This is a genomic window from Burkholderia sp. PR2 (genome assembly GCF_052372875.1).
Taxonomy (GTDB): domain Bacteria; phylum Pseudomonadota; class Gammaproteobacteria; order Burkholderiales; family Burkholderiaceae; genus Burkholderia; species Burkholderia diffusa.
This window is the reverse complement of sequence record NZ_JBQRWH010000002.1, coordinates 418,491-442,413: the sequence shown is the minus strand read 5'-3', so window position 1 is coordinate 442,413 and position 23,923 is coordinate 418,491. Positions and strand designations below refer to the sequence as shown.

The 23,923-nt window shown below is 66.7% G+C and carries 28 protein-coding genes; 8 read left to right on the top strand and 20 right to left on the bottom strand.

The genetic code is table 11. The annotated features are described in order from the left end of the window. Positions 1-4 precede the first annotated feature (4 nt). From ACT2FV_RS13645 to argH, 7 genes are all read right to left on the bottom strand, one after another. The gene (locus ACT2FV_RS13645) at positions 5-1,411 is read right to left on the bottom strand and encodes an MmgE/PrpD family protein (protein WP_444504093.1); all 1,407 of its coding nucleotides are present in this window, start codon (positions 1,409-1,411) and stop codon (positions 5-7) included. Next, entirely contained in the window at positions 1,408-2,316 is a 909-nt protein-coding gene (locus ACT2FV_RS13640) for a polysaccharide deacetylase family protein (protein WP_059602850.1), read from the bottom strand. Before ACT2FV_RS13640 ends, ACT2FV_RS13645 begins: the two co-directional genes overlap by 4 nt. Then, positions 2,313-3,185 carry a polysaccharide deacetylase family protein gene (locus ACT2FV_RS13635; RefSeq protein ID WP_444504092.1) on the bottom strand — a complete coding sequence of 291 codons (873 nt, stop codon included), beginning with the start codon at positions 3,183-3,185 and terminating at the stop codon, positions 2,313-2,315. Before ACT2FV_RS13635 ends, ACT2FV_RS13640 begins: the two co-directional genes overlap by 4 nt. 7 nt (positions 3,186-3,192) lie before the next feature. Beyond that, positions 3,193-4,026 (bottom strand): ABC transporter substrate-binding protein, encoded by an 834-nt coding sequence (locus tag ACT2FV_RS13630; RefSeq protein ID WP_444504091.1) that lies wholly within the window; start codon positions 4,024-4,026, stop codon positions 3,193-3,195. A 69-nt stretch (positions 4,027-4,095) separates the two neighbouring features. Beyond that, positions 4,096-4,899, bottom strand: coding sequence for an amino acid ABC transporter ATP-binding protein (locus ACT2FV_RS13625; RefSeq protein ID WP_151050376.1), 804 nt, complete (start codon positions 4,897-4,899; stop codon positions 4,096-4,098). Continuing rightward, positions 4,896-5,789: an amino acid ABC transporter permease gene (locus ACT2FV_RS13620; protein WP_059602935.1), complete on the bottom strand. Its 894-nt coding sequence runs from the start codon at positions 5,787-5,789 to the stop codon at positions 4,896-4,898. The genes ACT2FV_RS13625 and ACT2FV_RS13620 overlap by 4 nt, the downstream gene beginning before the upstream one ends. Then, positions 5,783-7,216: an argininosuccinate lyase gene (gene argH, locus ACT2FV_RS13615; RefSeq protein ID WP_444504090.1), complete on the bottom strand. Its 1,434-nt coding sequence runs from the start codon at positions 7,214-7,216 to the stop codon at positions 5,783-5,785. The genes ACT2FV_RS13620 and argH overlap by 7 nt, the downstream gene beginning before the upstream one ends. A 126-nt stretch (positions 7,217-7,342) precedes the next feature. Here argH and ACT2FV_RS13610 point away from each other — a divergent pair, with 126 nt between their 5' ends. Continuing rightward, positions 7,343-8,221, top strand: a complete 879-nt coding sequence (locus ACT2FV_RS13610) for a LysR substrate-binding domain-containing protein (RefSeq protein ID WP_124625148.1) — start codon at positions 7,343-7,345, stop codon at positions 8,219-8,221. 31 nt (positions 8,222-8,252) lie between these two features. On the opposite strand, the gene ACT2FV_RS13605 is transcribed toward ACT2FV_RS13610, so the two are convergent. The 6 genes from ACT2FV_RS13605 to ACT2FV_RS13580 all read right to left on the bottom strand — a co-directional run bounded on the left by ACT2FV_RS13605 (position 8,253) and on the right by ACT2FV_RS13580 (position 11,986). Then, on the bottom strand, positions 8,253-8,894 hold the full coding sequence (locus tag ACT2FV_RS13605) for a GNAT family N-acetyltransferase (RefSeq protein ID WP_444504089.1): 642 nt from the start codon (positions 8,892-8,894) through the stop codon (positions 8,253-8,255). Further along, on the bottom strand, positions 8,884-9,633 hold the full coding sequence (locus tag ACT2FV_RS13600) for an amino acid ABC transporter ATP-binding protein (RefSeq protein WP_059681034.1): 750 nt from the start codon (positions 9,631-9,633) through the stop codon (positions 8,884-8,886). Before ACT2FV_RS13600 ends, ACT2FV_RS13605 begins: the two co-directional genes overlap by 11 nt. After that, positions 9,620-10,270 (bottom strand): amino acid ABC transporter permease, encoded by a 651-nt coding sequence (locus ACT2FV_RS13595; protein ID WP_124625151.1) that lies wholly within the window; start codon positions 10,268-10,270, stop codon positions 9,620-9,622. The genes ACT2FV_RS13600 and ACT2FV_RS13595 overlap by 14 nt, the downstream gene beginning before the upstream one ends. Continuing rightward, a complete protein-coding gene (locus tag ACT2FV_RS13590) occupies positions 10,267-10,953 on the bottom strand; it encodes an amino acid ABC transporter permease (protein WP_059536410.1) in 687 nt (228 codons plus the stop codon). The genes ACT2FV_RS13595 and ACT2FV_RS13590 overlap by 4 nt, the downstream gene beginning before the upstream one ends. Positions 10,954-11,042: 89 nt before the next feature. Continuing rightward, positions 11,043-11,849, bottom strand: coding sequence for a transporter substrate-binding domain-containing protein (locus ACT2FV_RS13585; protein WP_059602822.1), 807 nt, complete (start codon positions 11,847-11,849; stop codon positions 11,043-11,045). Further along, positions 11,846-11,986: a hypothetical protein gene (locus tag ACT2FV_RS13580; protein WP_185715941.1), complete on the bottom strand. Its 141-nt coding sequence runs from the start codon at positions 11,984-11,986 to the stop codon at positions 11,846-11,848. The genes ACT2FV_RS13585 and ACT2FV_RS13580 overlap by 4 nt, the downstream gene beginning before the upstream one ends. A 227-nt stretch (positions 11,987-12,213) precedes the next feature. Here ACT2FV_RS13580 and ACT2FV_RS13575 point away from each other — a divergent pair, with 227 nt between their 5' ends. After that, on the top strand, positions 12,214-12,402 hold the full coding sequence (locus ACT2FV_RS13575; RefSeq protein ID WP_260436622.1) for a hypothetical protein: 189 nt from the start codon (positions 12,214-12,216) through the stop codon (positions 12,400-12,402). A 33-nt stretch (positions 12,403-12,435) separates the two neighbouring features. Here ACT2FV_RS13575 and ACT2FV_RS13570 read toward each other — a convergent pair whose 3' ends face one another. The 3 genes from ACT2FV_RS13570 to ACT2FV_RS13560 all read right to left on the bottom strand — a co-directional run bounded on the left by ACT2FV_RS13570 (position 12,436) and on the right by ACT2FV_RS13560 (position 14,921). Then, positions 12,436-12,756, bottom strand: a complete 321-nt coding sequence (locus tag ACT2FV_RS13570) for a DUF4148 domain-containing protein (protein WP_444504088.1) — start codon at positions 12,754-12,756, stop codon at positions 12,436-12,438. 153 nt (positions 12,757-12,909) lie between these two features. Continuing rightward, positions 12,910-14,259, bottom strand: a complete 1,350-nt coding sequence (locus ACT2FV_RS13565; RefSeq protein WP_444504276.1) for an ATP-binding protein — start codon at positions 14,257-14,259, stop codon at positions 12,910-12,912. Continuing rightward, entirely contained in the window at positions 14,259-14,921 is a 663-nt protein-coding gene (locus ACT2FV_RS13560; RefSeq protein WP_151048667.1) for a response regulator, read from the bottom strand. The genes ACT2FV_RS13565 and ACT2FV_RS13560 overlap by 1 nt, the downstream gene beginning before the upstream one ends. A gap of 163 nt (positions 14,922-15,084) precedes the next feature. Here ACT2FV_RS13560 and ACT2FV_RS13555 point away from each other — a divergent pair, with 163 nt between their 5' ends. The 3 genes from ACT2FV_RS13555 (at position 15,085) to ACT2FV_RS13545 (ending at position 17,286) form a co-directional block, all read left to right on the top strand. Further along, a complete protein-coding gene (locus ACT2FV_RS13555) occupies positions 15,085-15,459 on the top strand; it encodes a cytochrome b562 (RefSeq protein ID WP_059602810.1) in 375 nt (124 codons plus the stop codon). Between the two features lie 43 nt (positions 15,460-15,502). Further along, positions 15,503-16,069 (top strand): cytochrome b, encoded by a 567-nt coding sequence (locus tag ACT2FV_RS13550; RefSeq protein WP_444504087.1) that lies wholly within the window; start codon positions 15,503-15,505, stop codon positions 16,067-16,069. Positions 16,070-16,335: 266 nt separating this feature from the next. Further along, positions 16,336-17,286: a universal stress protein gene (locus ACT2FV_RS13545; protein ID WP_151048668.1), complete on the top strand. Its 951-nt coding sequence runs from the start codon at positions 16,336-16,338 to the stop codon at positions 17,284-17,286. A gap of 12 nt (positions 17,287-17,298) precedes the next feature. Here ACT2FV_RS13545 and ACT2FV_RS13540 read toward each other — a convergent pair whose 3' ends face one another. After that, positions 17,299-19,590 (bottom strand): heavy metal translocating P-type ATPase, encoded by a 2,292-nt coding sequence (locus tag ACT2FV_RS13540; protein ID WP_444504086.1) that lies wholly within the window; start codon positions 19,588-19,590, stop codon positions 17,299-17,301. On the opposite strand from ACT2FV_RS13540, the gene ACT2FV_RS13535 reads away from it, so the two are divergent. Beyond that, the gene (locus tag ACT2FV_RS13535; RefSeq protein WP_059602800.1) at positions 19,589-19,825 is read left to right on the top strand and encodes a hypothetical protein; all 237 of its coding nucleotides are present in this window, start codon (positions 19,589-19,591) and stop codon (positions 19,823-19,825) included. The genes ACT2FV_RS13540 and ACT2FV_RS13535 overlap by 2 nt on opposite strands. Further along, the gene (locus ACT2FV_RS13530; RefSeq protein ID WP_444504085.1) at positions 19,819-20,436 is read left to right on the top strand and encodes a hypothetical protein; all 618 of its coding nucleotides are present in this window, start codon (positions 19,819-19,821) and stop codon (positions 20,434-20,436) included. The genes ACT2FV_RS13535 and ACT2FV_RS13530 overlap by 7 nt, the downstream gene beginning before the upstream one ends. Before the next feature lie 51 nt (positions 20,437-20,487). On the opposite strand, the gene ACT2FV_RS13525 is transcribed toward ACT2FV_RS13530, so the two are convergent. After that, the gene (locus tag ACT2FV_RS13525) at positions 20,488-21,441 is read right to left on the bottom strand and encodes a cation diffusion facilitator family transporter (protein ID WP_444504084.1); all 954 of its coding nucleotides are present in this window, start codon (positions 21,439-21,441) and stop codon (positions 20,488-20,490) included. Between the two features lie 41 nt (positions 21,442-21,482). Beyond that, positions 21,483-21,830 (bottom strand): carboxymuconolactone decarboxylase family protein, encoded by a 348-nt coding sequence (locus tag ACT2FV_RS13520; protein ID WP_151048695.1) that lies wholly within the window; start codon positions 21,828-21,830, stop codon positions 21,483-21,485. Between the two features lie 188 nt (positions 21,831-22,018). Here ACT2FV_RS13520 and ACT2FV_RS13515 point away from each other — a divergent pair, with 188 nt between their 5' ends. Then, entirely contained in the window at positions 22,019-22,423 is a 405-nt protein-coding gene (locus ACT2FV_RS13515; RefSeq protein WP_444504083.1) for a hypothetical protein, read from the top strand. Positions 22,424-22,540: 117 nt separating this feature from the next. Here ACT2FV_RS13515 and ACT2FV_RS13510 read toward each other — a convergent pair whose 3' ends face one another. Then, a complete protein-coding gene (locus tag ACT2FV_RS13510) occupies positions 22,541-23,920 on the bottom strand; it encodes an ATP-binding protein (RefSeq protein WP_444504275.1) in 1,380 nt (459 codons plus the stop codon). Positions 23,921-23,923 lie beyond the last annotated feature (3 nt).

The following is a 23,923-nucleotide window of genomic DNA, read 5'->3' as shown; positions in this document are numbered from 1 at the left end:
GGCGTTATGGGCGGAATTTCGGCGTGGTAGGTGAATCGCCTGCATCGGCCGCGAGCAACGCGTTCAACACCCGCGCGTCCGGCAACCGCTCCAGCGACAGGCACGTGTCGCTCAGCGCATCGACCTGCGCGGGGACGAGCGCGATGCCCGCCAGTGCACGAAACTTCGCCAGCAGTGCCGCATCGGACAGCGGATTGCGTGGATCCCCAAGTGCGATTGGCACGTGATACGATTGCCGCCGCCCGTCCGCGCGATGCAGGATGACGGTCGGCTCGTCGAGATCGCCGAGTGCCGGATCGACCTCGATCGCGATGCGCGCGAGCAGCGCGGTGACGCGCGAATCCGTGCGCCTGTCGTCGCGATAAGCGCCGATTCCGGTGTCGCCGAACGCAAGCGCTGCCGCAACCGCGTACGGCAGGCTCATCTGCGACGACGACAGTGTCGACAGGTCGCGGCCGCCGCACATCCGGGCCACGAATGCGCTCGCCCGCACGACCACCCGCTCGATCTCGCCGGCCTCGAACGTGCGACCTTCGGCCAGTTGCAGCGCCGCGTCGACCGCCGCATGCGCACTGCGGCACGACGCGTGCGGCTTGATCGAGCAGCGCATCAGTTTCCAGTGCGCGCCGAGGTCGTCGGTCAATGCGTCGGGCGCATGCGATTGCGCGGCGAACGTGGTGAAGAAGCCGCCCCAGACGTCGTCGAACACACTGGCCGGGCCGCTCACGCCTTCGCGTGCCAGCAGCGCCGCGAGCACGCCGCCCTCCGCCGCCCGCCCGGCGTGCAGCCGCTTCGTCTGCGATCCGTCGTGGATGAAACCCCACAAGCCACCGGAGAAACTCGCCGCATGGCCGAGCGCGTCGCGCGTGCGCGCGGCGTCGAGCCCGAGCACGCGCGCGCTTGCTGCCGCCGCGCCGAACACGCCGCAACTGAGCGTCGAGTGCCAGCCGGCCCCGTTGTGGGCAGCGTAGCCGCCAGCCGCCTCGAGCACGCGCCGGCCGACGTCGTAGCCGAGCACGATCGCCGCCACGCATTCCCCGCCGGTGACGGGGTGGTCCGCGCACGATAGCGCGGCGAGCACGGCCGGCATCACCACCGCGCCCGAATGATCGCAGCCGCCGGAATCGTCGAGCTCGAGCGCGTGCGCGGCGATCCCGTTCACGAACGCTGCATCGCGTGCGCCCGCGGCCCGTCGTGTGCCCCACAGCGTCGCGCCGTCATGCGAGACCGTGCCGGTCAGCGCGCGCGCACTGCGTGTCTCGACCGCGGAGGTACCGGCCAGCGCCGAGCCGAACGTGTCGAGGATATGACGCTTCGCCTTCGCGACGACATCGTCCGGCAATGCATTGGCGTCTGTCCGCGCGACGAACGCCGCGAGCTGCGTGGCACGCGTTTCCGTCACCGTCTTCATCGCGCCGACTCGTCCGCCACGCAATGCGCGAACACGTCGACCGGATGGCCCGGCGGATTGACGGGCACCTGCGCGCGCCACCAGCGCGCGATGTCGCGCCCGGTCGCGAACCAGACGTCGCCCGCGTCGCGCAGATGCGCGAGCAACGCGCGCAGCAAGTCGATGCGCCCCGCGGTGCCGATGATCTCGGGATGCAGGCGCAGCACGCAGCACAGCCCGAAGCGGCGAAACCCGTCGACGTCTCGCCGCCAGTTGTCGAGCACGTCACGGTACGCCGCGATGCGCGGCTGGCCGGTCGGCACGGGCGGCGACAGGTTGAACTCGAAGTACGGCTCGTCCTCGAGCTCGTAGTGCAGCGGCAGCTCGACGAGCCGCGCACCGTCCACGTGGCCGTCGCCGCGCGGATGCACGTACGGCAGATCGTCGCCGCGCCACGACGACGACCACGTGAAGCCTTCCGCGACGAGCCAGTCCGCGAAGCCGTCGGCCCAGTTGCCGGTGAACGAGCGAAACCCTTCGACGTCGCGGCCGATCGTGTCCGCGAGCGCCGCGCGCCCGGTGCGGCACGCGTCGATCTGCGCGGCGAGCGGCAACGCGTCGAAGTCTTCGCAGCGATAGCCGCTCACGCCGAGTTCATGGCCGGCAGCGTCGATCTCGCGCACCGCATCCGCATGCGTCTTGGCGACGATGCCCGGGACGAACCAGCTCGCCGGCACACCGAATGCATCGAACGCATCGAGCAAGCGATCGACGCCGCGCGTCGCGCCGTAGCGCCATACCGACAACGATTTCTCGCGGCCGACGATGCGCGGCTCGCGTGTCTGGATACCGTGTATGTCGTTGAAATCTACCGTGATCGCGATCGCGCAACGCGCGCCGTCCGGCCAGGCAGGAAGTGTCGTCACAGGCCGCTCCGTTGTGTCGATTGCGTGTCGGGCGAGTGCTGCGCGAGCCACCAGTCGGCCACTTCGCGACAGCGCGCGAACCAGACGCCGTCCCGCGCGCGCATGTGTTCGAACCACGCTTCGAGCAGCGCGAGGCGGCCGGGCTTGCCGCAGACTTTCGGATGCAGCAGCGTCGTCAGGCACAGCCCTTCGCGGTATATACCGTCGAATTCGCGCGTCCAGTTGTCGAGCGTCGCATCGTAGCCGGCGATCCGGTCGAGCCCGACCGGGTAGTCGGGGTTGCGGTGATATGCGAGCGACGCGTAGTCGTCGGTTTCCCAGCGGCCGGGAATCTCGACGAGCGGCGGCTCGCCGTGAGCGCCGGGCAGCAGGTATGGACGGTCGTCGCCACGCATCGAACTCGAATAGCGCACGCCGGCTTCGCGCAGCACGCTCACTGTCGCCGCGCTCCAGTCGCCGGACGGCGTGCGGAACCCGACCGGCCGCACGCCGAGCGTACGATAGAGAATCTCGGCCGACTGCGCCATGATCTCGCGCTGCCGTTCGGGTTCGAGCGTCCAGAACGCTTCGTGGCGGTAGCCGTGATAGCCGATCTCATGCCCGCGCTCGACGATCGCCGCGCATTGCGCGGGCCAGGTCCGCGCGACCCACGCGGGCACGAAGAACGTCGCGGGCAGGTCGAACGACGCGAGCACGTCGAGCAGCCGGCCGAGCGCGCGCCACGGCCCGTAGCTGCCGAGCGTGAAATACGCGGGGTTGCGCCAGATCGACCCGTTCAGCATCGCGTCGCCGGTCGGGCCGTCGAGATCGAACGCGAGCGCGACGCACGCGCGCTTCGCGTCCGGCCACCGGGGAGCCAGGTCCGTCATCGCGCGCTCAGTGCGTGCCGTTGATCATCGCCTTCGCCACTGCGTGCTCCTGCAGTCCCCACTTCGCCAGGATCTTCTGGTAGGAACCGTCCGCGATCAGCTGGTTGAGCGCCGTCGTCAGCGCGCCGCTCAGCGCGGTGTTGCTCTTCGCGACGCCGATGCCCGTGTATTGCGACATGAACGGCTTGCCGACCGGTGCGTAGGCGTTCTGCTCGAGGCTGTTCTGGTAAGGCAGCGTCTCGCCGCCCTGCACGGCCGCGTCGATACGGTTCTGGCGCAGCTGCATGCGCGCATCCGACGAGCCGTCGGTGCCGACCACCACGATTGCCGGCTTGCCGGCCTTCACGCAGTTCTCCGCGCTCCACGCCGTCGTATTGTCCGGGAACGACGTGCGCCGGCTCGACCCGACGCGCTTGCCGCACAGCGCGCCCATCTGCGCGAACTCGCCCGCGCGCGTCTTCAGCACGTAGAACTGCGGCCCCGTCTCGATGTAGTCGACGAACGTCACCGCATCGCGACGCGTCGGCAGGTCGGTCATACCGGACAGGATCATGTCGACGCGCTGCGTCGCGACCGCGCTCATCATCTGGTCGAAGCTCGTCTCGACCCAGTTCAGCTTCGCGCCCATCTTCGCGGCGAGCGCCTCGCCGAGATCGACGTCGAAGCCCGCGAGCTTGTCGGTCGCCGGGTCCTTGTATTCGAACGGCGGGTAGTTCGGCACGATCGCAACGTTCAGCGTGCGCTTGACGTTCGCGGCCTGGGCGACTGCGAAGGAGGCATGAAGCGCGAGCGCGCCGAATGCGACAGCGGCCAGCGTGCGGGTCAGGACGGATGCTTTCATGGGGTGTCGCCTTGTCGTGGTGGTGTAAGGGAGTGCTGCGTTGCACGTCTCGTCGGCGGCGCGATCCGCTCAGGCAATCACGGCCGAGATGAAGTCGCGGGTGCGCGCATGCGTCGGTGCGGACAGCACCTGATCGGGCGGCCCGCTCTCGACGATCCGTCCGGCGTCCATGAACACGACGCGATCGGCGACCTCGCGCGCGAAGCCGAGCTCGTGCGTGACGACGATCATCGTCATCCCGCTCTTCGCGAGATCGCGCATCACGGCCAGCACTTCGCCGACGAGCTCGGGGTCCAGTGCCGACGTCGGTTCGTCGAACAGGATCAGTTGCGGATGCATCGCGAGCGCCCGCGCGATCGCGACGCGCTGTTGCTGGCCGCCCGACAGCTCGACCGGAAACGCGCCGCACTTGTGCGCAAGGCCGACGCGCGCGAGCAGCGCGCGGGCCTCTTCTTCTGCTTGCACGCGGCGGCGCTTGAGCACCTGCACGGGGCCTTCGATCACGTTTTCGAGCGCGGTCTTGTGCGGGAACAGGTTGAAGCGCTGGAACACCATGCTCGTCGCGAGCCGCTGGCGCGCGACCTGACGCTCCGACAGCTCGTGGAGCCGGTTGCCCGTGCGCCGGTAACCGGCCAGCTCGCCGTTGACCCACAGCGCGCCCGCGCTGATCGTCTCGAGCTGGTTGATGCAGCGCAGGAACGTGCTCTTGCCGGAGCCAGACGGCCCGATGATGCACAGCACTTCGCCCTGCGCGACGTCGAGCGTGATACCGTGCAGCGCCTGGAAATCGCCGTACGACTTGCGCACGTCGACCGCGCGAACGATCGCGTTCGTCATGACGTTCTCCTTACGGTTGTGGGTCGTGCCGCTCATTTTCGGCCCGCCGCGCGGCCCGCGCCGCGTGCGAAGCGCCGTTCGACACGAGCCTGCGCGAACGACAGCACGGTGACGACTGCGAGATACCAGATGCCCGCGACGATCAGCAGCTCGATCACGCGCGCATTCGCGTAGTAGATGTTCTGCGCGTTGTGCAGCATCTCCGCGTACTGCACGACGCTCGCGAGCGACGTCAGCTTGACCATGCCGATCAGCTCGTTGCCGATCGGCGGCACGATCACGCGCATCGCCTGCGGCAGGATGATCCGGCGCAGTGCCTGCAGGCGCGCCATGCCGATCGATTTCGCGGCCTCGTACTGGCCGGTGTCGACCGACAGCAGCCCCGCGCGCACGACTTCCGACGTATACGCGCCCTGGTTGATGCCGAGCCCGAGCACCGCCGCGAGGAACGGCGTCATCACGTCGACGGTCCGGAACTCGGCGATCCCCGGGATGCCGAGCGTCGGAAACACCAGCGCGAGGTTGAACCACAGCAGTAGCTGGAGGATCACCGGCGTACCGCGGAACAGCCAGATGTAGCCCTGCGCGATCGCACCGAGCACCGGGTTCGACGACAGCCGCATCACCGCGGTGACGACCCCGAGCACGATGCCGAGCGTCATCGCGAGGACGGTCATCACGATCGTGTTGCCGAGGCCGGTCAGGATCGAGTGCGCGGTCAGGAACTGGCCGACGACGCGCCATTCGATCTGCCCGCGCGCGAACGCGAGCGCCACGTAGGCGAGCGCGGCGATGATCGCGACCGACGCGACATAGCGGCCCCAGTAGCGCCGGCGCACGCGCACGAGTGCGGCGGTGTCGTCCGCCGCGGCGACGGCCGCGGCCGGTGCGCCGTGGAGACGGTGCGAATCGGATGCGCTCAGCATGACGGCCCCCGGTAGTCGGCCGCCCACGCGGCCTGGCGTTCGATCGCGTTGCTCAGGCGGCCGATCTGCTCGCGCACGCGCGCGGGCGACGTGCCGCCGGCGCCGCCGCGAGCGGCGACGGCCGCGTCGAGCGTCAGATGCGCGCGTACCGCCGGCGCGAGGCGCGCGTCGACGGCCTGCAGCTGCTCCGTGCTGGCATCCGCGAGCTCGATGCCGTCGCGTTCGCACGCGCGCACGAGCGCGCCGGTGATCTCGTGCGCCTCGCTGAACGGCACGCCCGACAGCGCCAGCCAGTCGGCGACCTCGGTCGCGAGCGTGAAGCCGAGCGGCGCCTGGCGGCGCATCTCGTCGACGTTGACGCGCATCGTGCGGATCATCCCCGCCATGGCGGGCAGCACGAGTTCGAGCGTGTCGATCGAATCGAACGCGGCGATCTTGTCTTCCGCGAGATCGCGGTTGTATGCGAGCGGCAGCGACTTGAGCGTGGCGAGCAGGCCGGTCAGGTTGCCGATCAGGCGCCCCGCCTTGCCGCGCGTGAGTTCCGCGATGTCCGGGTTCTTCTTCTGCGGCATGATCGAACTGCCCGTCGCGTAGCCGTCGTCGAGTTCCACCCAGCGGAATTGCCGGGACGTCCACAGGATCACTTCTTCCGACAGGCGAGACAGATCAACCGCCAGCATGCTGGTGACGAACGCGAATTCGGCGACGTGATCGCGCGCGGCCACCGCGTCGATCGAGTTCTCGCACGGCGCGTCGTAACCGAGCTCCTGCGCTGAAAGATCGGGGTGCACGCAGATTGCCGAGCCGGCCAGCGCGGCCGCGCCGAGCGGCGAGCGTGCGGTGCGGCGGTCCCAGTCGACCAGGCGGTCGGCATCGCGATACAGCGACTGCGCATGCGCGAGCAGCTGATGACCGAACACGATCGGCTGCGCGGGTTGCAGGTGGGTGAAGCCGGCGGTGACCGTGTCAATGTGCCGGCTTGCCTGGCCGACCAGCGCATCCTGCAGGTCGAGCACGCCGCGTACGAGCTGGCGCGCCTTGTCGCGCAGGTACAGACGCAGGTCGTTCGCCGCCTGGTCGTTGCGCGAGCGCCCGGCGCGCAGCTTGCCGCCGAGCACCGGCAGCCGCTGCGTGAGCACGCGTTCGAGGAACGTGTGCACGTCCTCGTCGGCGAGCGAAGGCGCGATCGCACCGGCCGCATGGTCGCGCGCGATGCCGTCCATCGCGGCCAGCAGCTGCGCGAGCTCGTCGTCATTCACGATGCCGGCGCGGTTCAACTCGCGTGCATGCGCGCGGGAGCCTGCCAGGTCGTACGGGACGAGTCGGTAGAAACTCGGATCGGAGCGCGACAGGTTCTGCAGCGCCTCGGACGGTTTCGACTGGAAGCGACCGCCCCACAGGCGCTCGATCGGTTCGGTAAGGCTCATTGCGGACGACCTCGTCTCGGTTGGAGTGTCCTCACTGTAGGCATTCAATTTTTTTTGTTGTAGCGAGAAATTGAATCCGCTTAAATGAAATTTTTCTCAGCACCGTCCTCGCCGACACGCTCGCCGATGCGCAACCGCCTCCCCCCGTTGAACCCGCTTCGCGCGTTCGAGGCCGCCGCCCGGCGCGGCAGCGTGTCGGCCGCCGCCGACGAACTGCACGTGACCGCGAGCGCGGTGAGCCACCAGATCCGGATTCTCGAGAGCACGCTCGGCGTCGCCCTATTCGTCAGATCAAAGGCGCGCGTGAAGCTTACGCCCGAAGGCGAAGCGCTGCTGGAGCCGGTCGGCACGGCGTTCGACATCATCGCGAACGCTACCGTCAGGCTCGATTCGCCGGCCGCCGTCGGCGATCTCGTCGTGTCGACGCCGCTGTCGCTGACGTCGCGCTGGCTCGCCCGGCACATCGGCGATTTTCTCGAGCGCTATCCGGGCATCCATCTGAAGGTGATTCCGTCGAACGACGAGCGCGAGATCTATTCGCCGGATGTCGACGTCTGCATCCGCTACGGGGAAGGCAACTGGCGCAACCGGCACGTCGAGCTGCTCGAGCATCCGGCGCTGTTCCCGGTCGTGAGCCCCGCGCTGATGAACGGGCGCGATGCAATCCGCAAGGTGCAGGATCTCGCAGGGCGCACGCTGTTCTGCGAGCACGCGGGCTCGTGGATGCGCTGGCTGGCCGAAGCGAAGGCCGACCGGCTGCCGGGCATCCGCATCCTCGAGATCGGCAACGCGCACATCGGCGTCGAAGCCGCGGTGCACGGCCAGGGCGTCGCACTCGGCGACAGCCTGTCGGTGCGCGACGACCTGATCGACGGCACGCTCGTGCGGCCGTTCAGCGAAACGGTGCCGTCACGTCATGCGTACTATCTCGTCACGCGTCACGAGCTGACCGAGACGCCGCTCGTGACCGCGTTCACCACCTGGTTGCGCGCGCGGCTCGCGTAATGCGCGCGCTCGCTTGCGGTCGGGCTGGACGTCAGGAAACGAGGCTCGCGAAGTCGTCCCACACCATGACGATGTTCTGCGAGCGCCAGATCGGCCCCGCATCGACGTACTCGCCCGCGAACCGGCCGTTCAACGCCTCGTAAAACGCGATCGCGGCCGCGTTTCCCTTGACGACACTCAACGCGGCGCCCGGATACCGTAACGCTTGCAGATGCGTTGCGAGTTGCGCAAGCAGCATGCGGCCGATGCCGCGGCGCTTGAAGAGGGGATCGACGTAAAGAAACTTGATTTCGCCACGACCGCCGAAAATCGGCTCCGACGGCGCGCAGGCTGCTCCGATGCCGACGATCCGGCCACCGGTTTGCGCCACGAGCACCAGCTGGTCGCGCTCGTTCGACGCCAGCTTCTCCCGCCATTTCCTGCCGCGATACTGCTCGTCGAGGGCGGCATGTGCTTGCGCCGGCGCGAGATCGCGATAGGTATGCCGCCAGACCTTGACGTGAAAATCGGCGATCGCCTGCGCATCGTCGAGGCTGGCGGACCTGATGGATATTCCGGACATGGAGGACTCTCTCGGGCGGCTCGGCGCGCGCGGGCGCGGCGCACACGCCGGATTGTCGGCGATCCGGGCAACGATGTCAGCAACGCGCAGGCGTGGCCGATCAGCGCGCAACGGCTTCCGTGTTCCGGACGCTGCCCAGAAAGCGCGCCAATTCCACCGTCTGCGGCCGCTCGAAGATCTCTTCGGCCGTTCCGCTCTCCCACACCCTGCCCTGGTGCATGAAGACGATCCGGTCGCTCACCGCACGCGCGAAGTTCATCTCGTGCGTGACCATGATCAGCGTCATGTCCTCGCGCGCGAGTTGCTCGACGACGCCCAGTACCTCGCCCACGAGTTCGGGATCGAGCGCGGACGTGATTTCGTCGCACAGCAGCACGCTCGGCTTCATCGCCAACGCACGCGCGATCGCGACGCGCTGCTGCTGGCCGCCCGACAGCTGCTCCGGGAACGCGTCGAACTTGTCGCCGAGGCCGACGCGTTCGAGCATCAGCTCCGCGATCGCGCGCGCCTGCTGGCGATGCGTGTTCTTCACGACGGACTGCGCCAGCATCACGTTTTGCCCGGCACTCAGATGCGGAAACAGGTTGTATTGCTGGAACACCATCCCGACCTTGAGCCGCAGCGCACGCAGGTCCGCGTGCCGCGCATCGACGCGTTCGCCGTCGATCGAGATCGTACCCGCGTCGATGCTCTCGAGCCCGTTGAGCGTGCGCAGCAGCGTGCTCTTGCCCGAACCGCTGCGGCCGATGATCGATACGACCTGCCCGCGCTCGACGGAGAAATCGATGCCCTTGAGCACATGATGGGTGCCGAAGTTCTTTTCGAGACCACGGGTTTCAACGAGCGGCATGCCATCTCCTTTGCAACGTGCGCGCATAGCGGGTAAGCGGATAACAGAGCGCGAAATAGATCAGCGCGACGAGGCCATACACGACGAACGGCCGGAACGTCGCGTTCGAGATCGCGATGCCGACCTTCGTCAGCTCGGTGAAGCCGATGATCGATACCAGTGCCGTATCCTTCACGGCCTGCACGCCGAAGCCGACCGTCGGTGCGATCGCGATGCGGGCGGCCTGCGGGAGGATCACGTGACGCAACTGCTCGACGTAGCTCATGGCCAGGCTCGCCGACGCCTCCCACTGCCCCTTCGGCACCGCCTCGACGCAGCCGCGCCAGATTTCCGCGAGATACGCGCTGGTGAAGAACGTCAGCCCCGCGGTGGCCGCGACCCACGGCGGAACGTCGAGCCCGACGAGCGGCAGGCCGAAGAACACGATGAACAGTTGCATCAGCAACGGGGTGCCCTGGAATATCTCGATATACAGCTTCGCGCAGCCGCGCAGCACCGTCGAACCCGACACGCGCATCACGAGCAGCCCGAGGCCGACGAGGCCGCCGGACACGAACGACACGATCGACAGCACGATCGTCCAGCGCGCGGCCAGCAGCAGGTTCGCGAGAATCTGCCCGAACGTGAAATCGGTCATCGCGCACCTCGTACGCGGCGGGAGAACAGGCGGCGCCCCATCGTGCCGAGCGCGCCACGCAGCAGCAGCGCCATCGCCAGATACGCGAGCGTGATGACGAAATACGTCTCGAATGCGCGGAAGTTGCGCGACTGAATGTAGCCCGCCGCATAGGTCAGATCGGCCACCGAGATCTGCGACACGACCGCCGAACCGAGCATCGTGATCACGATCTGGCTCGAGAGCGCGGGAAACACCTTGGCGAGCGCCTGGGGCAGCACGACATGGCGCAGCATCTGCGCGCGCGACATCGCAAGCGCCGATGCCGCCTCCAGATGCCCGTTCGGGACGGCGGCGACACCCGCGCGCACGATCTCGACCGAGTACGCGCCGAGATTGAGCGTCATCGCGAGAATCGCGGCCGTGTATTCGTCGATGTGCACGCCGAGCGCGGGCAATCCGAAGAAGATGAAGAACAGCTGGACGACGAACGGCGTATTGCGGATCGCCTCGACGTACGCGCCGATCAGCGGGCGCAGCCGCACGGCCGCGGGAGCGTCGGCGCTGTACGCGGCCGCGCCGAGCACGCCGATCGCCACGCCGAGCACGGTTGCGACCGCAGTCAGCGCAAGCGTGATCGCCGCGCCGCTCGCGAACACGCCGGCGTATTCGGCGAGCTCGCCGAATTGAAGCTGATAGCTCATGACGATTGAGTAAATTCGGGTTCTGACAATGACACCCGCCGCACCGGCGGTGCCGGCCGCGGCGAGGTATCAGGCGGCACGGCGGTTCGTCACAGGCCGGCCGGCAACGGCTGGCCGAGCCACTTCCTCGACATCGCACCCAGTGTGCCGTCCTGCTTCGCATGCGCGATCGCATCGTCGATCTTCGCGAGCAGGCGCGGTTCGTTCTTGTTGACGCCGACGAAGCACGGCGAGTTCTTGATCACGAACTTGACCTCGGGCCGGCGCGGCGGATTCTTCGCGAGAATCGCCGCCGCGACGATGTTGCCGGCGGCGATCAGTTGCACTTGCCCCGACAGGAATGCCTGGATCGTCGCGTTGTTGTCCTCGAAGCGCTTGATCGTCGCATTCGGTGCGAGTTGCGACAGCGCGATCTCCTCGAGCGCGCCGCGCGTGGCGCCGACCGTCTTCCCGGTCAGGTCGGCGGGCGCGCTCACCTTCACGTCCGCCGGCCCGAACACGCCCTGGAAATACGGCGCATACGCCGTCGAGAAGTCGATGACCTTCTCGCGCTCCGGCGTCTTGCCGAGCGACGAGATCACCATGTCGACCTTGTTGGTCGTCAGATACGGAATCCGGTTCGCGCTGTTGACGGGCACCAGCTTCAGCTTCACGCCGAGCGATTTGGCGAGCAGCTCGGCCATGTCGATGTCGTAGCCCTGCGGCTGCATGTCCGTGCCGACCGAGCCGAACGGCGGATAGTCTTCAGGCACCGCGACGCGCAGCGCGCCGCTTTTCGCGATGGTGTCGAGCGCGTCGGCATGGGCCGGCGCAGCAGCGAACAGCGCCATCACGGGGGCTGCGATCAGCGCAGCCAGCCAGGTGCGTCGGGGAAACGGTCGAGTCGTCGGGCTCACGGTGAATCTTCCTTGTCTGGTATGTCGTCGGGCAGCGCGCAACCGTTGCGCGGCCAAAACAACTCCAGCAAAAACCGGGCCATCGCCGTGTAACGCTTGCCGCGCCGGCACAAGACAGGAATTCCGGCGAACTGCATTCCTCATTTCGGTGCATGAACCGGCGCCGGAGGCGGCGGTTGCCCCCGCAGTGCGCGCCGGCGCACCAAATTACCTAACCGGTTCACCCTGGGGATTCGGACGCCGGCGTATTGGACGCACGCCGGCTCCTGTTCATCGAACGTGGATAGCCCGTCTTTCCGTCAGGCGGTGTCCAGACGGCGGCGCGTACGTCGCGCGAGAAACGGTCAGCCTGAAGAACGGCAAGGTGTTCGAAAACGCGTGTCACCATCACACCACCGAGACGTTCCACAATCCGGCGCTGACCAGCACGTCGGACGCCGACGACTGGCTCGCGCCAGGCGTCGGTCTGGTCGAGTCGGTCGCGGACACCGCAGGCACCCGGATCTTCACGCGTGAGCTCGAGTCGGCGAACGTTGCCGGCAAGTCGTATTGAACGTGGGGCGCCCCGACGCTCGCGCGTGTGCCGTCAATGATGCGTGTACAACCGCGGCGCCGCGGCATGATTCGGGATCGCGGCTCCCGAGTCGGCCCCCGCCCCGTATGCAGGCCCATAGCCCGACACATCGGCCTGCGGCGTCGATTCGGAAGACCGGATGCGTGCCTCGGCCTGCTGGATCGATTGCGGATAGTGAATGTCCTTGCGGGCCGGGTTGTAACCGGCCTGCTCGACCTGCCTGATCTGCGCGCGGACTTCCGCTCGGGTCAGGCCGCCGCCTGATTGAGCTGCCAATGCGAATGCGGGGATGATGGCCGCCGCCAGCACGATGGTACGGATTGCGAATTTCATGATCTCGACCTCCAGTGAACAGGGCCGGCATCCGAGGACACCTCTTCTGCCGTAGAGACAGCATGCTCCGCCAAACTGAAGGCAACGTTAACTTCACGTCGTCGAACGCATCGGATGTGAAAGACAGGGGCGGACCCGGAATCGCCGCTTCGGTCACGCCGATGACGGCAACGTCACGCGCACGCCGAACCCGTTGCCGTTCAACCCGTCGATGTACGTCAGACTCCCGCCGAGTTTTGCCACGATGCGCGCGACGATGGACAGCCCCAGGCCGCTGCCGCTTTCGTCGTGATCCGCACCGCGAAAGAAGCGATCCTGCAGTCGGGACAGATCTTCTTTCGAGACGCCCGGTCCGTCGTCCCGTACCTGCAGGCGGATCGCGCCGGCATCCTGCCACGACGTGATTTCGACGCGCCCTTGCTCGCGACCGTACTTGATCGCGTTATCGACTAGATTGTCGAGCAGGACGCGCAGAAGCGTCGACGATGCATGTGCGATAACCGGACCGCCGACGCATGAAATCAGCGACATCTGCTTGCGATCGGCGCGCGCCTGGTGGTCGCCGATGCAGGTCTGCACCACGCGTGCGAGATCGACGTCCTCGCCGGGCATCGGGACGGTTTCGTCAAGTCGCGCCAGTGCAAGCAACTGGTCCGCCAGATGCGTGCTTCGGTCTACGCCCTCGACTACCCGTTGCATCGCGCGCCGCTGACGGTCCGGATCGCGTGCGGTAAGCGCGACCTGTGCCTGAACCTTGAGCGCGGCGAGCGGGGTCTTGAGCTCGTGCGCGGCGTCGCTGGTGAATGCGCGCTCGCGATCGAGCGAGCCGCGCAGACGTTGCAGCAGCGTGTTCAGTGCGGCAACCAGCGGCCGCACTTCGTCGGGAATGCCCTTCGTGCCGATTGCATCGAGGCTGTCGGGGGAACGTGCGGCGATTGCCTCCGACAGCGTCCGTAGCGGCGTCAGGCTGCGTCCGATCGCCAGCCAGATCAACACGGCCAGCACGGGCAACGCGAATGCGAGCGGCCGCGCGACACGGCGCGCCACCTCCGCGGACAAGTCCGAACGGTGCGTGCGTTGTTCGAAGATGCGCACGGTGCGGCCGCGCGCGGCATCGGTCATCACGTACGCGTGCCACTTCGAATTGCCGAACCGGATCGGGCTTGATGCGGCAGCGGGAGACACCGGCAGATGGAGCGAGTCGAGCCCCGGACTGGCGGCCAGGATTCGTCCGCCCGCGTCACTGATCTGATACAGCATGCGCGGTGATGCATCGTTGTCGCCATCGTTGTCTTCCCCCGAGCCGAGGACGATGTCCGCGAAGACCGGCAGATCGGACGCATCGAGCGCGACGAACGCTCTTGCGATCTGCTCGAGGCGGGTTTCGTCCCATTCCTCCGCTTCGTGAATCGCCTGGCGATAGCTCGACACCAGCGAATACGCCCAGACCACCACGACACCCGACAGCACCAGTAAGGTCAGCCGTTGCCGGATCGAGCGCATCACGACGCTTTCTCCACCACGTAGCCGACACCTCGAATCGTGCGGATCAATTCGGCCCCCAGTTTCTTGCGCAGATTCGACACATGCACTTCGATCGCATTGCTTTCGATTTCTTCGTTCCAGCCGTAGAGGCTGTCCTGGAGCCGGGCGCGCGAGAGCGGGCGACCCTGGTTGGCCAGCAGTTCGACCAGCAACGCGCATTCGCGCGACGTCAGCCCGATCCGTTCGGTGCCGCGCGTCACCGTCATCAACGAAGGATCGACCGACAGGTCGCCGTATTCGATCGTGTCGGTGCTCCGGCCCTGCGAGCGTCGCACGAGCGCACGGCATCGGGCGATCAGTTCGGTCAGGTCGAACGGCTTGCCGATGTAGTCGTCGGCGCCCGCACTGAGGCCGCTCACGCGATCGGCCACCGTGTCGCGCGCGGTCATGACCAGCACCGGCGTATGGTCGCGGCGCTTGCGAAGCCAGTCGAGCAATTCGACTCCCGACATGCGGGGCAGGCCGAGATCGAGCACGACGAGGTCATACGGCGTGGTTTCGAGCGCGAGCTGCGCATGCCTGCCATCGTGCGCCCAGTCGACCGTCATGCCGGCCTCGATCAGGCCATCCTCCACCCCGCTGCCGATCAGTTTGTCGTCTTCCACGAGTAACACCCGCATGGTGTCGCGTTCCTTTTGGTCGGGACATTGCGTCCATTGGCGCACGATAACCGCAGAAACCGACCGGCATCAAGCACGGCGGGAAAAATCCGGTCCTTAAGAATCCGTTAACGTCGGCATTCTATGGTCGCCGTCACCGACACTCGCAATCGAATCGACGACCATGAGCAGACTACCGTTCCGACTCCATTTTTGCGCAACGCTGGGCGCGTTGCTTTTCGTGGCTGCCGCGCCGGCGTCGGCAGGCGAGATCAAGACGCTGATGCGAGACATGAAGCATGCGATGCAGGGTGCCATGAACAGCCGGGCAATCCCGGAAATGAGCGGCTACGTGGCCCGGCTCGAAAGCGATGCGCAGCAGGCGAGCCGCCAGCGGTATCGCGATGACCAACCGACTTACGACGAAGGCATGCGCACATTGCGGGATGAATTGACCGAGGTCGACCGGGCCATCCAGGCCAATGATCTGTCGGCCGCCAAGCAGGCGCTGCGGCGAATCAACGGATCGAAAAAGCACTATCACGACCTGCTCGGATAACCCGAGCAGGGCACGCTTTCACCACTGAACAGACATTCCCGTCATGAAAACCAATACCCGCTATCCGCTGTCGATCAGCCTGCTGCACTGGCTGCTGGCCGCCGCGCTGATCGGCAACCTGATCGTCGGCTTGCTGCTCGACGACAACGAGGACCTCGTCAGCCTGCACAAGTCGATCGGCATCGCCATTCTTGGGCTCGTGGCGCTTCGTATCGTGAATCGGCTGCGTATGCGCCGCAGCCTCCCGCCATCGGTCAATCCGGCCGGCACGCTGAACCATTTCGCGGAACGCAGCGTCCACGGGCTGCTTTATGTGCTGATGTTCGCCATTCCCGTGCTCGGGTGGATGAAGACGAACGCGGCCGGGCACACGGCCAGCTGCTTCGGGCTCTTCTCGCTACCGACCCTGGTGCCCAGGAGTCGCGAGCTGTCGCATTGGCTGGGAGAACTGCACGCGCTGACGGCTTACGGGCTCGCCGCGCTGGTCGGCCTGCACGTGCTGGGCGCGGTGGCGCACAAGCTGTTCAGGTCGGAGAACGTGTTTCCGCGCATTCTGCCTTTGCCCGCGCGCGTCGCCCGGCAGCAGGTCCCGTCCGGTGACCGGAATTGAGCGTCGAGCACGTCACCATGCCGTTGACCGTGAATGCCGGCAAACGCCTGATTTGAACCTTCGGTCGGGCCCTGGATGCCGGTGAGGTCGTCCTGGCAAGGAACATGGCATTCAACGTGGCAACGGCCATGCACTCGACGCAATCGAGCCGCCATTTCACCCGGCACTGCGAAGACGAACGTGCTTGACGAAGGTCAAGCCGGTAGACGGCTCTCGTGCGAAAAATTGCCGTGTACAAGACCGTCGGTTGTCACCGGGAGACATTCATGAATACCAGCACTTCACCCGTCCAGGCAGTCTCCGCCTCCCAGCGGGTATTGATCGCCGTCGACGGTTCCACCGCATCCACACATGCCCTCGCGTATGCCAAAGCGTTCCTCCCGTCGAATGCCGCGGTGCATATCGTCAGCGTTGCGGAAAATCCGCGAACGCTCGTCCCGCTCGGGTCGAAAGCCACGGCATTTCTCGAATCGGCCCGCGACGAATTGTTGCGAGACGCATCCGACGCGCTGTCGCGCGCCCAAAGCGCCATTTCGCGCGACGACATCTCGATCGACACGGAAGTCATCGACTTGTCCACGCACGGCGGGGATGTCGTGCATGCGCTGGCCGAAAGTGCACAAGCCTGGCAGGCCGAACTCATGATCGTCGGCACACGTCAGCATCATGGCCTGCTCGGATGGATCGAGGGAACGGTTTCCGGCCCGCTCGGCAAGCTCGTTGGTTGCCCGCTGCTCATCGTTCCGGAAGGTTTTGCGTCGGTCGCCGAGCACCTGCCGCGGCGGATGCTGTTCGCTGTCGACGGAAGCCCGATTGCGCTCCACGCATTGCAAACGGGGTTGAAATTCTCGCGTCCCGAGACCGAATTCCGGGCGATACACGTGCTCGATCGCCCCACATCGCTGGGTGATTTCGTCCCCGTCGAGACGCTGGAAGCCGCGTTGGTCAGCGAAGGCAATCGTGCACTGCAAAAAGCCATGGCCCTGCTCGATGGCACACCCGCGCACTCGCAGTCTCAACTGATTCAAACGGATCGCACCGGCGCGGACGTGCCTCACCTGATCGTGAACGACGCCATCGAATGGAGCGCGGACATGATCGTCATGGGCACCCATGGGCGGCGCGGCGTCACGGGCTGGCTCGTCGGCAGCGTGGCCGGACGCGTTGCGCGCATCACGAAAACGCCGGTTCTTCTGGTGAGTGCGCCGCATGCGTGACGCGTTTCAGGGTCACGCATCCGCTCCGACGGCGTGGAACAGTTCCTCCTCCTGAGCGCAATGCAGGCGTACGATCGCTTCCAGCCCGTACAACAAGCGCTGTATCGCCTGCACCTGCAGGGCGTTCGTTCCGTCTCGCGGCAGGTCCGCGACCATCTGCCTGAGCGATCGGACCATCTTGAAGATCTCCCGGTGTGCGCCGCTCATCGCCGCTAGCGGGTCCTCGCCACCGAGAAGCGGGGCGAGTCGCGCGTAGACGTCCCGATCCTCGGCGCGTTCGTGCGGCAGCAGCCGTTCGTCCAGCGAGTCGATCACGTGGACAAGCTCACTGGCGATGGCTGCCCCGGATAGTTGCGGCATACGATCCGCGAGATCCCTGATCTGGTCCAGCAACGGTGACAATGCCGCGTGCTCGCGCTTGAGTTGCTCGACGTCGACATCGGCGAGTCGGGCGTCGGTTGGCCTCGGGCGAACGAGCAGCACGCGTAACGCATTGATGATGACGACGACGTCGATGACTTCCTGAATGACCGCACCGGCAATCGGCTGCAGGAATCCGGCCGCCGCAATCGTCATTGCGACGACCGACAGCGACATGCCAGCCACCACGCTCTCGAGTGCGATTCGGCGCGACCGTCGTGCGATACGTATCGCATCCACGAGTCGATCCAGCCGATCCACCAGCAGTACCACGTCGGCCGCTTCGGATGACGCGGCCGCCCCCCGCGCACCCATCGCGATACCGACGTCGGCGGCCGCGAGCGCCGGCGCGTCGTTCACACCGTCGCCGACCATGATCGTCACGCCTTCCTTGCGCGCGGCCTGAATCGCGGCAAGCTTGTCCGTCGGCGTCTGCTCGGCACGCACGTCGGTAACACCCAGCAACTCGCCGACGGCCTGGGCAATGTCTCGCCGGTCGCCGGTCAGCATGACGAGGCGCTCGACGCCTTCCCGTTTCAACAGACGCAATGCCCGCGGCGTCTCCAGCCGCACCTGGTCGGCCATCTGAATCGCACCGATCATGACACCATCGACGCCGACGAACACGGCAGCCCCGCCCTCGATGCCGACCCGCTTGAGGAACGCGTCGCTCCAGGGGGCGACCGTTGAAGAGGCGGCGACGTATCCGAACTTGCCGATCGCGACGGTCCGGTTGTCGACCTGGCCTGTGACGCCCTCGCCCGCCGTTTCGATGACGACCGATGGCGGCGACAGATTGATCCGGCGTTCCCGCGCGGCGACCGTCAGCGCATCCGAAATGACGTGTCCCGAAGCCTGTGCCAATGACGCCGCGAAACGCAGCACATCGCCCGCGCCAACGTTCGTGCCGCATTCGATCGCAACGATGCGTGCCCGCCCGCCCGTCAGCGTCCCGGTCTTGTCGAAGAACAGAATCGTCGCTTGCGCGAGACGTTCGAGCGCGCCCCCGCCCTTGACCAGGATGCCGCGTTTCGAACAACGCGACATGCCGGACACGATGGCGACCGGCACGGCGAGGATCAACGGACAAGGCGTGGCGACGACGAGCACGGCGAGCGCGCGTGTGACGTCGCCGGTCAGCAGCCACGCGATGCCGGCGACGAGCAGCGAGGCGAGCACGAAGAATGCCGCGTAGCGATCCGCGAGACGCACGGCCGGACCGCGCTCGTGTTGTGCGCGCTCGACCATGCGGACGATGCCCGCAAACGTGCTGTCGCCTGCCGTGGTGCGGGCGACCATTTCAAACGGCGCGCCTGCGTTGACCACGCCGCTGCATGCGGTTTCGCCGGAACGTCGCCGCTGGGTGGACGACTCGCCCGTCAGCATGGACTCGTCCAGTTCCGCGTCGTCGGTCAACGTGCCGTCGACCGGCGCGCATTCGCCGCTACGCACGAGCAGCCTGTCACCCGGAACGATGGTTTCCGGCGCAACGGAACGCCATTCACCGTTCTCGAACCGTGTCGCCTGCCGGGGGGCACGGCCGAGCAGCGCCGTCATCTCGCGTTGCGCGCGGTCTTGCGCATACCGCTCCAGCGTCCGGCCGCTGGCCAGCATCAATGCGATGACCGCGGCGGTCAGCGTCTCGTCCAGCGCGATTGCCAGGCCGATCGCCAGCCATGCGAGCACGTCGATGCCGGCCTGCCGTTTCGCCACGGCCTTTGCAAGCGACACGGTCAACGCGAGCAAGACCGGCACCGTACCCAGCAGCCAGACGACCCGCGCGAGTGAAAGCAGACCGAACGCCACGCACATGCCCCCCGCGGCGAGCGTAGTCGCTGCGAGGACCAGCAACGCGAGATCGATCGACCAGCGGATTCGGGACATGACCATTCTTCCGATTGCCGTGCACGGCGGGGTTCGCCGCATCCGGTTCCGGTTGCTCACGGCGTGGCATCAGTCTAGGAAACGCCGCGGTTCGGCCGTTGACCTGAGTCACGGCGAAGCGCGTCACGCGAACGACCGGCACGGCGCGTTGCTTGACGTGAGTCAAGCGGGCGGCGCCTTTCGTCAGCACAATCGAAGCGTGACACCGAAGCGCCTGGAGGCGATATCGTGCTGACGCTGGCGGTACTGTTTCTGCTGATTCTTCTGCTGAATCTCATGCCGGCGTTCGCCCCGCCCACGTGGATGGCGATGTCGTGGGTCGGGTTCAACCTGCCCGAAGGCAATCCACTGATCTTTGCCATCGTGGCGGCCGGCGCGGCGACGACTGGCCGCGTCATCCTGGCGACCTTCGCAAGATCGCTCGTGCGCGCCCGCTGGATGCGGCAAGCGGATCGCGAGAACATCGACGTCGCCACGCACTGGCTGCGCAAGCACAGCACGCTCACCGCCGGTGCGTTCTTCTTCTATGCCCTGAGCCCGCTTCCGTCGAACTATCTGTTCATCGCATACGGCCTTTCCGGATTGCCGCTCAGGATCATTGCCGCGGCGTTCTTCGTCGGCCGCGCCGCGACCTATGCGATCTGGGCGCACCTCGGCCGCCTTGCGTCGACCCGGCTGGACGTGGAGTCCGGGCTCGAAGGCACTTATCTCGGCGGATACTTCATCGTTACGCAACTGGCGTTGCTCGGCGTCGTCTTCGCGTTGATGAAGCTCAATTGGCGCGCGCTTCTCAAGGAACGCCGGTTGACGTTCCGGCGCGGCCATCCTCCGCGCGGCGCGGAATGACACCCGGCATGCACGCCGTGCCGATCGGCCGCACCGGCTGACCGGTGCCGCTTACCGGCCGCGCATCCCGGACGCGGTTTCAGCGATGCGTTCCCGCTTGCGCGGATCGACGTGGGTCATCACGTTCAGGACGCGGTGATGCTTCATCACGCGAGCACGCGCGTCCACCGCGATGTCGTGCCCTTGCGCAACCGTGAGATCGGCGTCGATGTCGAGATGCACGTCGACGAGGATCAGGTCGCCGGTCTTTCGCGTGCGCAGGTCGTGCACGTCGAGCACGCCCGGCGTCGCGCGCAGCGTCGCGCGGATCGCCTGCACGTCTTCGGCGTCGGCCGCCCGATCCATCAGGTCGTGCAAGGCGTCCCAGCCGAACGTGCCGCCCATTTTCACGATCATCCCGCCGACGATCAGCGCGGCGACGGGATCGAGCAGCGGATAACCGAGCAGGTTGCCGACGATGCCGCAAGCGACGACCAGCGACGATGCGGCGTCCGAACGCGCGTGCCATGCGTTGGCGACGAGCATGCTCGACTTCACTCGCGTGGCGACCGCGAACATGTAACGGAACAGGCTTTCCTTCGCGGCGAGCGCGACGAGCGCGACCCAGAGCGCCGCGACGTGGACGCGCGCGATCGCTTCCGGATGCTCGAGCTTCTGGATGGCGGACCAGAGCATCCCGCCCCCCACCAGCAGCAGGATTGCGGCAAGTGCCAGCGACGCGCCGGTTTCGAAGCGCTGATGGCCGTAAGGATGCTTTTCGTCGACGGGCTTGCGGCTATGGTGACTGGCCAGCAGCACGACGAAATCCGCGATCAGGTCGGACAATGAGTGAATCCCGTCCGCGACGAGACCTTGCGATCGGGACAGGATGCCGATCACCACTTGCGCGATGCTCAGCGCGAGGTTGACCGCCACGCTCACCCAGGTGCTTCGCGTGGCCGCGGCGGCCATCGCGGGCGTCGCTTCAGCGACGGTTTCCGAAACAACGTCGGGATTTCTTGACATCACGATTCAGGTCACTTTCCAGGGTTGAGCAAGGCCGCACGTCACGTCGAAAGCTCGTCGAACGCGATCAACGCATGTGCCGCGTACATCATCGACGGGCCGCCGCCCATGTAGACGGCGACACCGGCGACCGCCTCGATCTCCTCGCGCGTCGCCTTCAGCTTGATCAGCGATTGTATGTGGAAACCGATGCAGTCGTCGCAGCGGCACGAGATCGCGATGCCTAACGCGATCAGCTCGCGGGTCTTCTTCGTCAGCGCGCCCTCTTTGGTACCGGCCGCGCCCAGTGCGCCGAAGGCGGACATGAGGTCTGGCTGCGATTGCCGAAGCTTGCGCATCTGCTCGGCGACTTCCGCGGTTCTTTCACGATAGTGCAATGAATTCGACATGGCTGGCAGCTCCGACAGGACAGGAATCGAGTGGGCGCACCACGCTTCGTCGCCGTGACGCCGAATGATGAGCCGCACGTTTGACAACAGCATGATCGCCGGCACTCCGCGGGGACTTGATCTGCGGCAAAGGTTCGATCGTCATCTTTGCGTACGGTTGAAACCATGCAAACGATTTGGAGAGCGTCATGTCCGCAGTGAGCAGGTTCACCGTTTCGTGCCTGATCGGCGTCGCGGTCGCGATGACGGCCAGTCTGGCCGATGCACAGCCGCGCCAGCCCGCTGGCGGTTCCGCCGTCGAGCCGGGCGGCATGATGTACGGCAGTCAGCTGATGACACCCGCCGAGCGCAGCGCATACCGTACCCGGATGCTCGCTGCGGCATCGGACGCCGAGCGCGAGAAAATCCGCGCGGCGCATCACGCCGAGATGCAGAAGCGCGCAAAGGCGCGCGGCATCAAGTTGCCCGACGTTCCGCCCAGGTGGGGCATGCATCGGGGGCAAGGCATGGGCACGGGCATGGGGCCGGGCATGGGGCCGGGCTACATGCACGGCCAGCCTGGCGGCCCTGCAAGCGGCGCCGCCGGCCAGTGATCGCGTGGCACGGCGTGCGCGGCGACGGGCACGCCGTGCCGGTCGCGATCGGCTGCTCGCGTAGCCTGCCGTGACCTGTCGAACGCGTGCGGTCTGATCGTAGATGTACATGGTTGACTAGTGCGTGGCCGCGTCCGTTGCATCGGCAACCGGCCACGAGACGACCACGCGCAGGCCGCCGAGCGCTGGCGATCGACCTACCTCGATGTCCGCGTCATGCGCGGCTGCGATTCGCCGTACGATCGACCAGCCGAGGCCACTCCCGCCCGGCCGGGCTCCCTGCGGCCGAAAGAACCGTTCGCCGAGCCTGTGCAGGTCGTCGTCGCCGATACCCGGGCCGCCGTCTTCGACCCGTAGCACGGTGTGCCCTTCCCGTCGGCAAACCGAAACGGATATGTGCGCCTGTGGCGGGCTGTAGCCAATCGCGTTGTCGACCAGGTTGCGCACCATCGACTCGAGCAATGGTTCGTTGCCGCCGACGACGCATGGCGATGGCGCATCGAGTTCCAGCCGCTGCCGTTTTCCGATCGACCGAGGCGCAGCCTCCGCGACCACCCGTTTCGCCAGGGCCGATACGTCGACCGGTGCGCGGTCCGTCAGTGCGCCCGCATCGAGACGCGAAAGCAACAGAAGCTGATCCACCAGGCGCGCGGCCCGATCGCACCCTTCGAGCACGCCTCGCAGCGCATGCCGGCGTCGCTCGTCATCGGGCTCCGCCATGGCGACCTGCGCCTGTGCCTTGACGGCCGCGATCGGCGTGCGCAACTCGTGAGCCGCATCGGCAGTGAATCGGCGCTCCGCGTCCATGACGGTGCGAATCCGTTCGAACAGCCGGTTCAGCGCATCCAGCATCGACCGCATCTCGAGCGGTGTCCGATCCGGCCGAATCGGATCGAGCGCCTGCGGATTGCGCCGCGCCAGCACTCGGCCGAAATCGCGCAGCGGCGCCGTGCCACGGCGAACCGCCCAGCCGATGGCGAGCACCAGCAACGGCAACGCGGCCGCCATCGGCCAGAATGCACTGCGCATGACGGCGCGCAGGATCGATTCGCGTGAAGCGATTCGCTCGCCCACGAACACCTGAACGTCGCTGCGCACGCCGTGCACGACGAATACCCGCCACGCATTCCCGTCGATCACGACGGTCCAGAATCCGGAGGCCCGATCGCGTCCGGTCAGCTCGGGCGCCACCATCGGCTTCGCCGGTGCGTTTTCGGAATGCAGGCCGAGCCGCCCGTCATGAAACACCTGAAAGGCCACACGCGGGCCGTACGGATGAAGGATCGGCGCGTCGATCGCATTGTCGTCGTCATCCGGCCCGCGCGCCTGCTGCGCGACGAGCAGTGCCGCCGCCTGCGCGAGATGGCCATCGAGCAACCGGTCGATCTCGCGCTGCGCATCCAGCCAGGTCAGCATCAGCGTCGATAGCCAGACGCCGAGAACCACGGCCGGCACGAGCGTCAGCAGCCGGCCATGCAACGAACGCGCGGGCAGCATGGC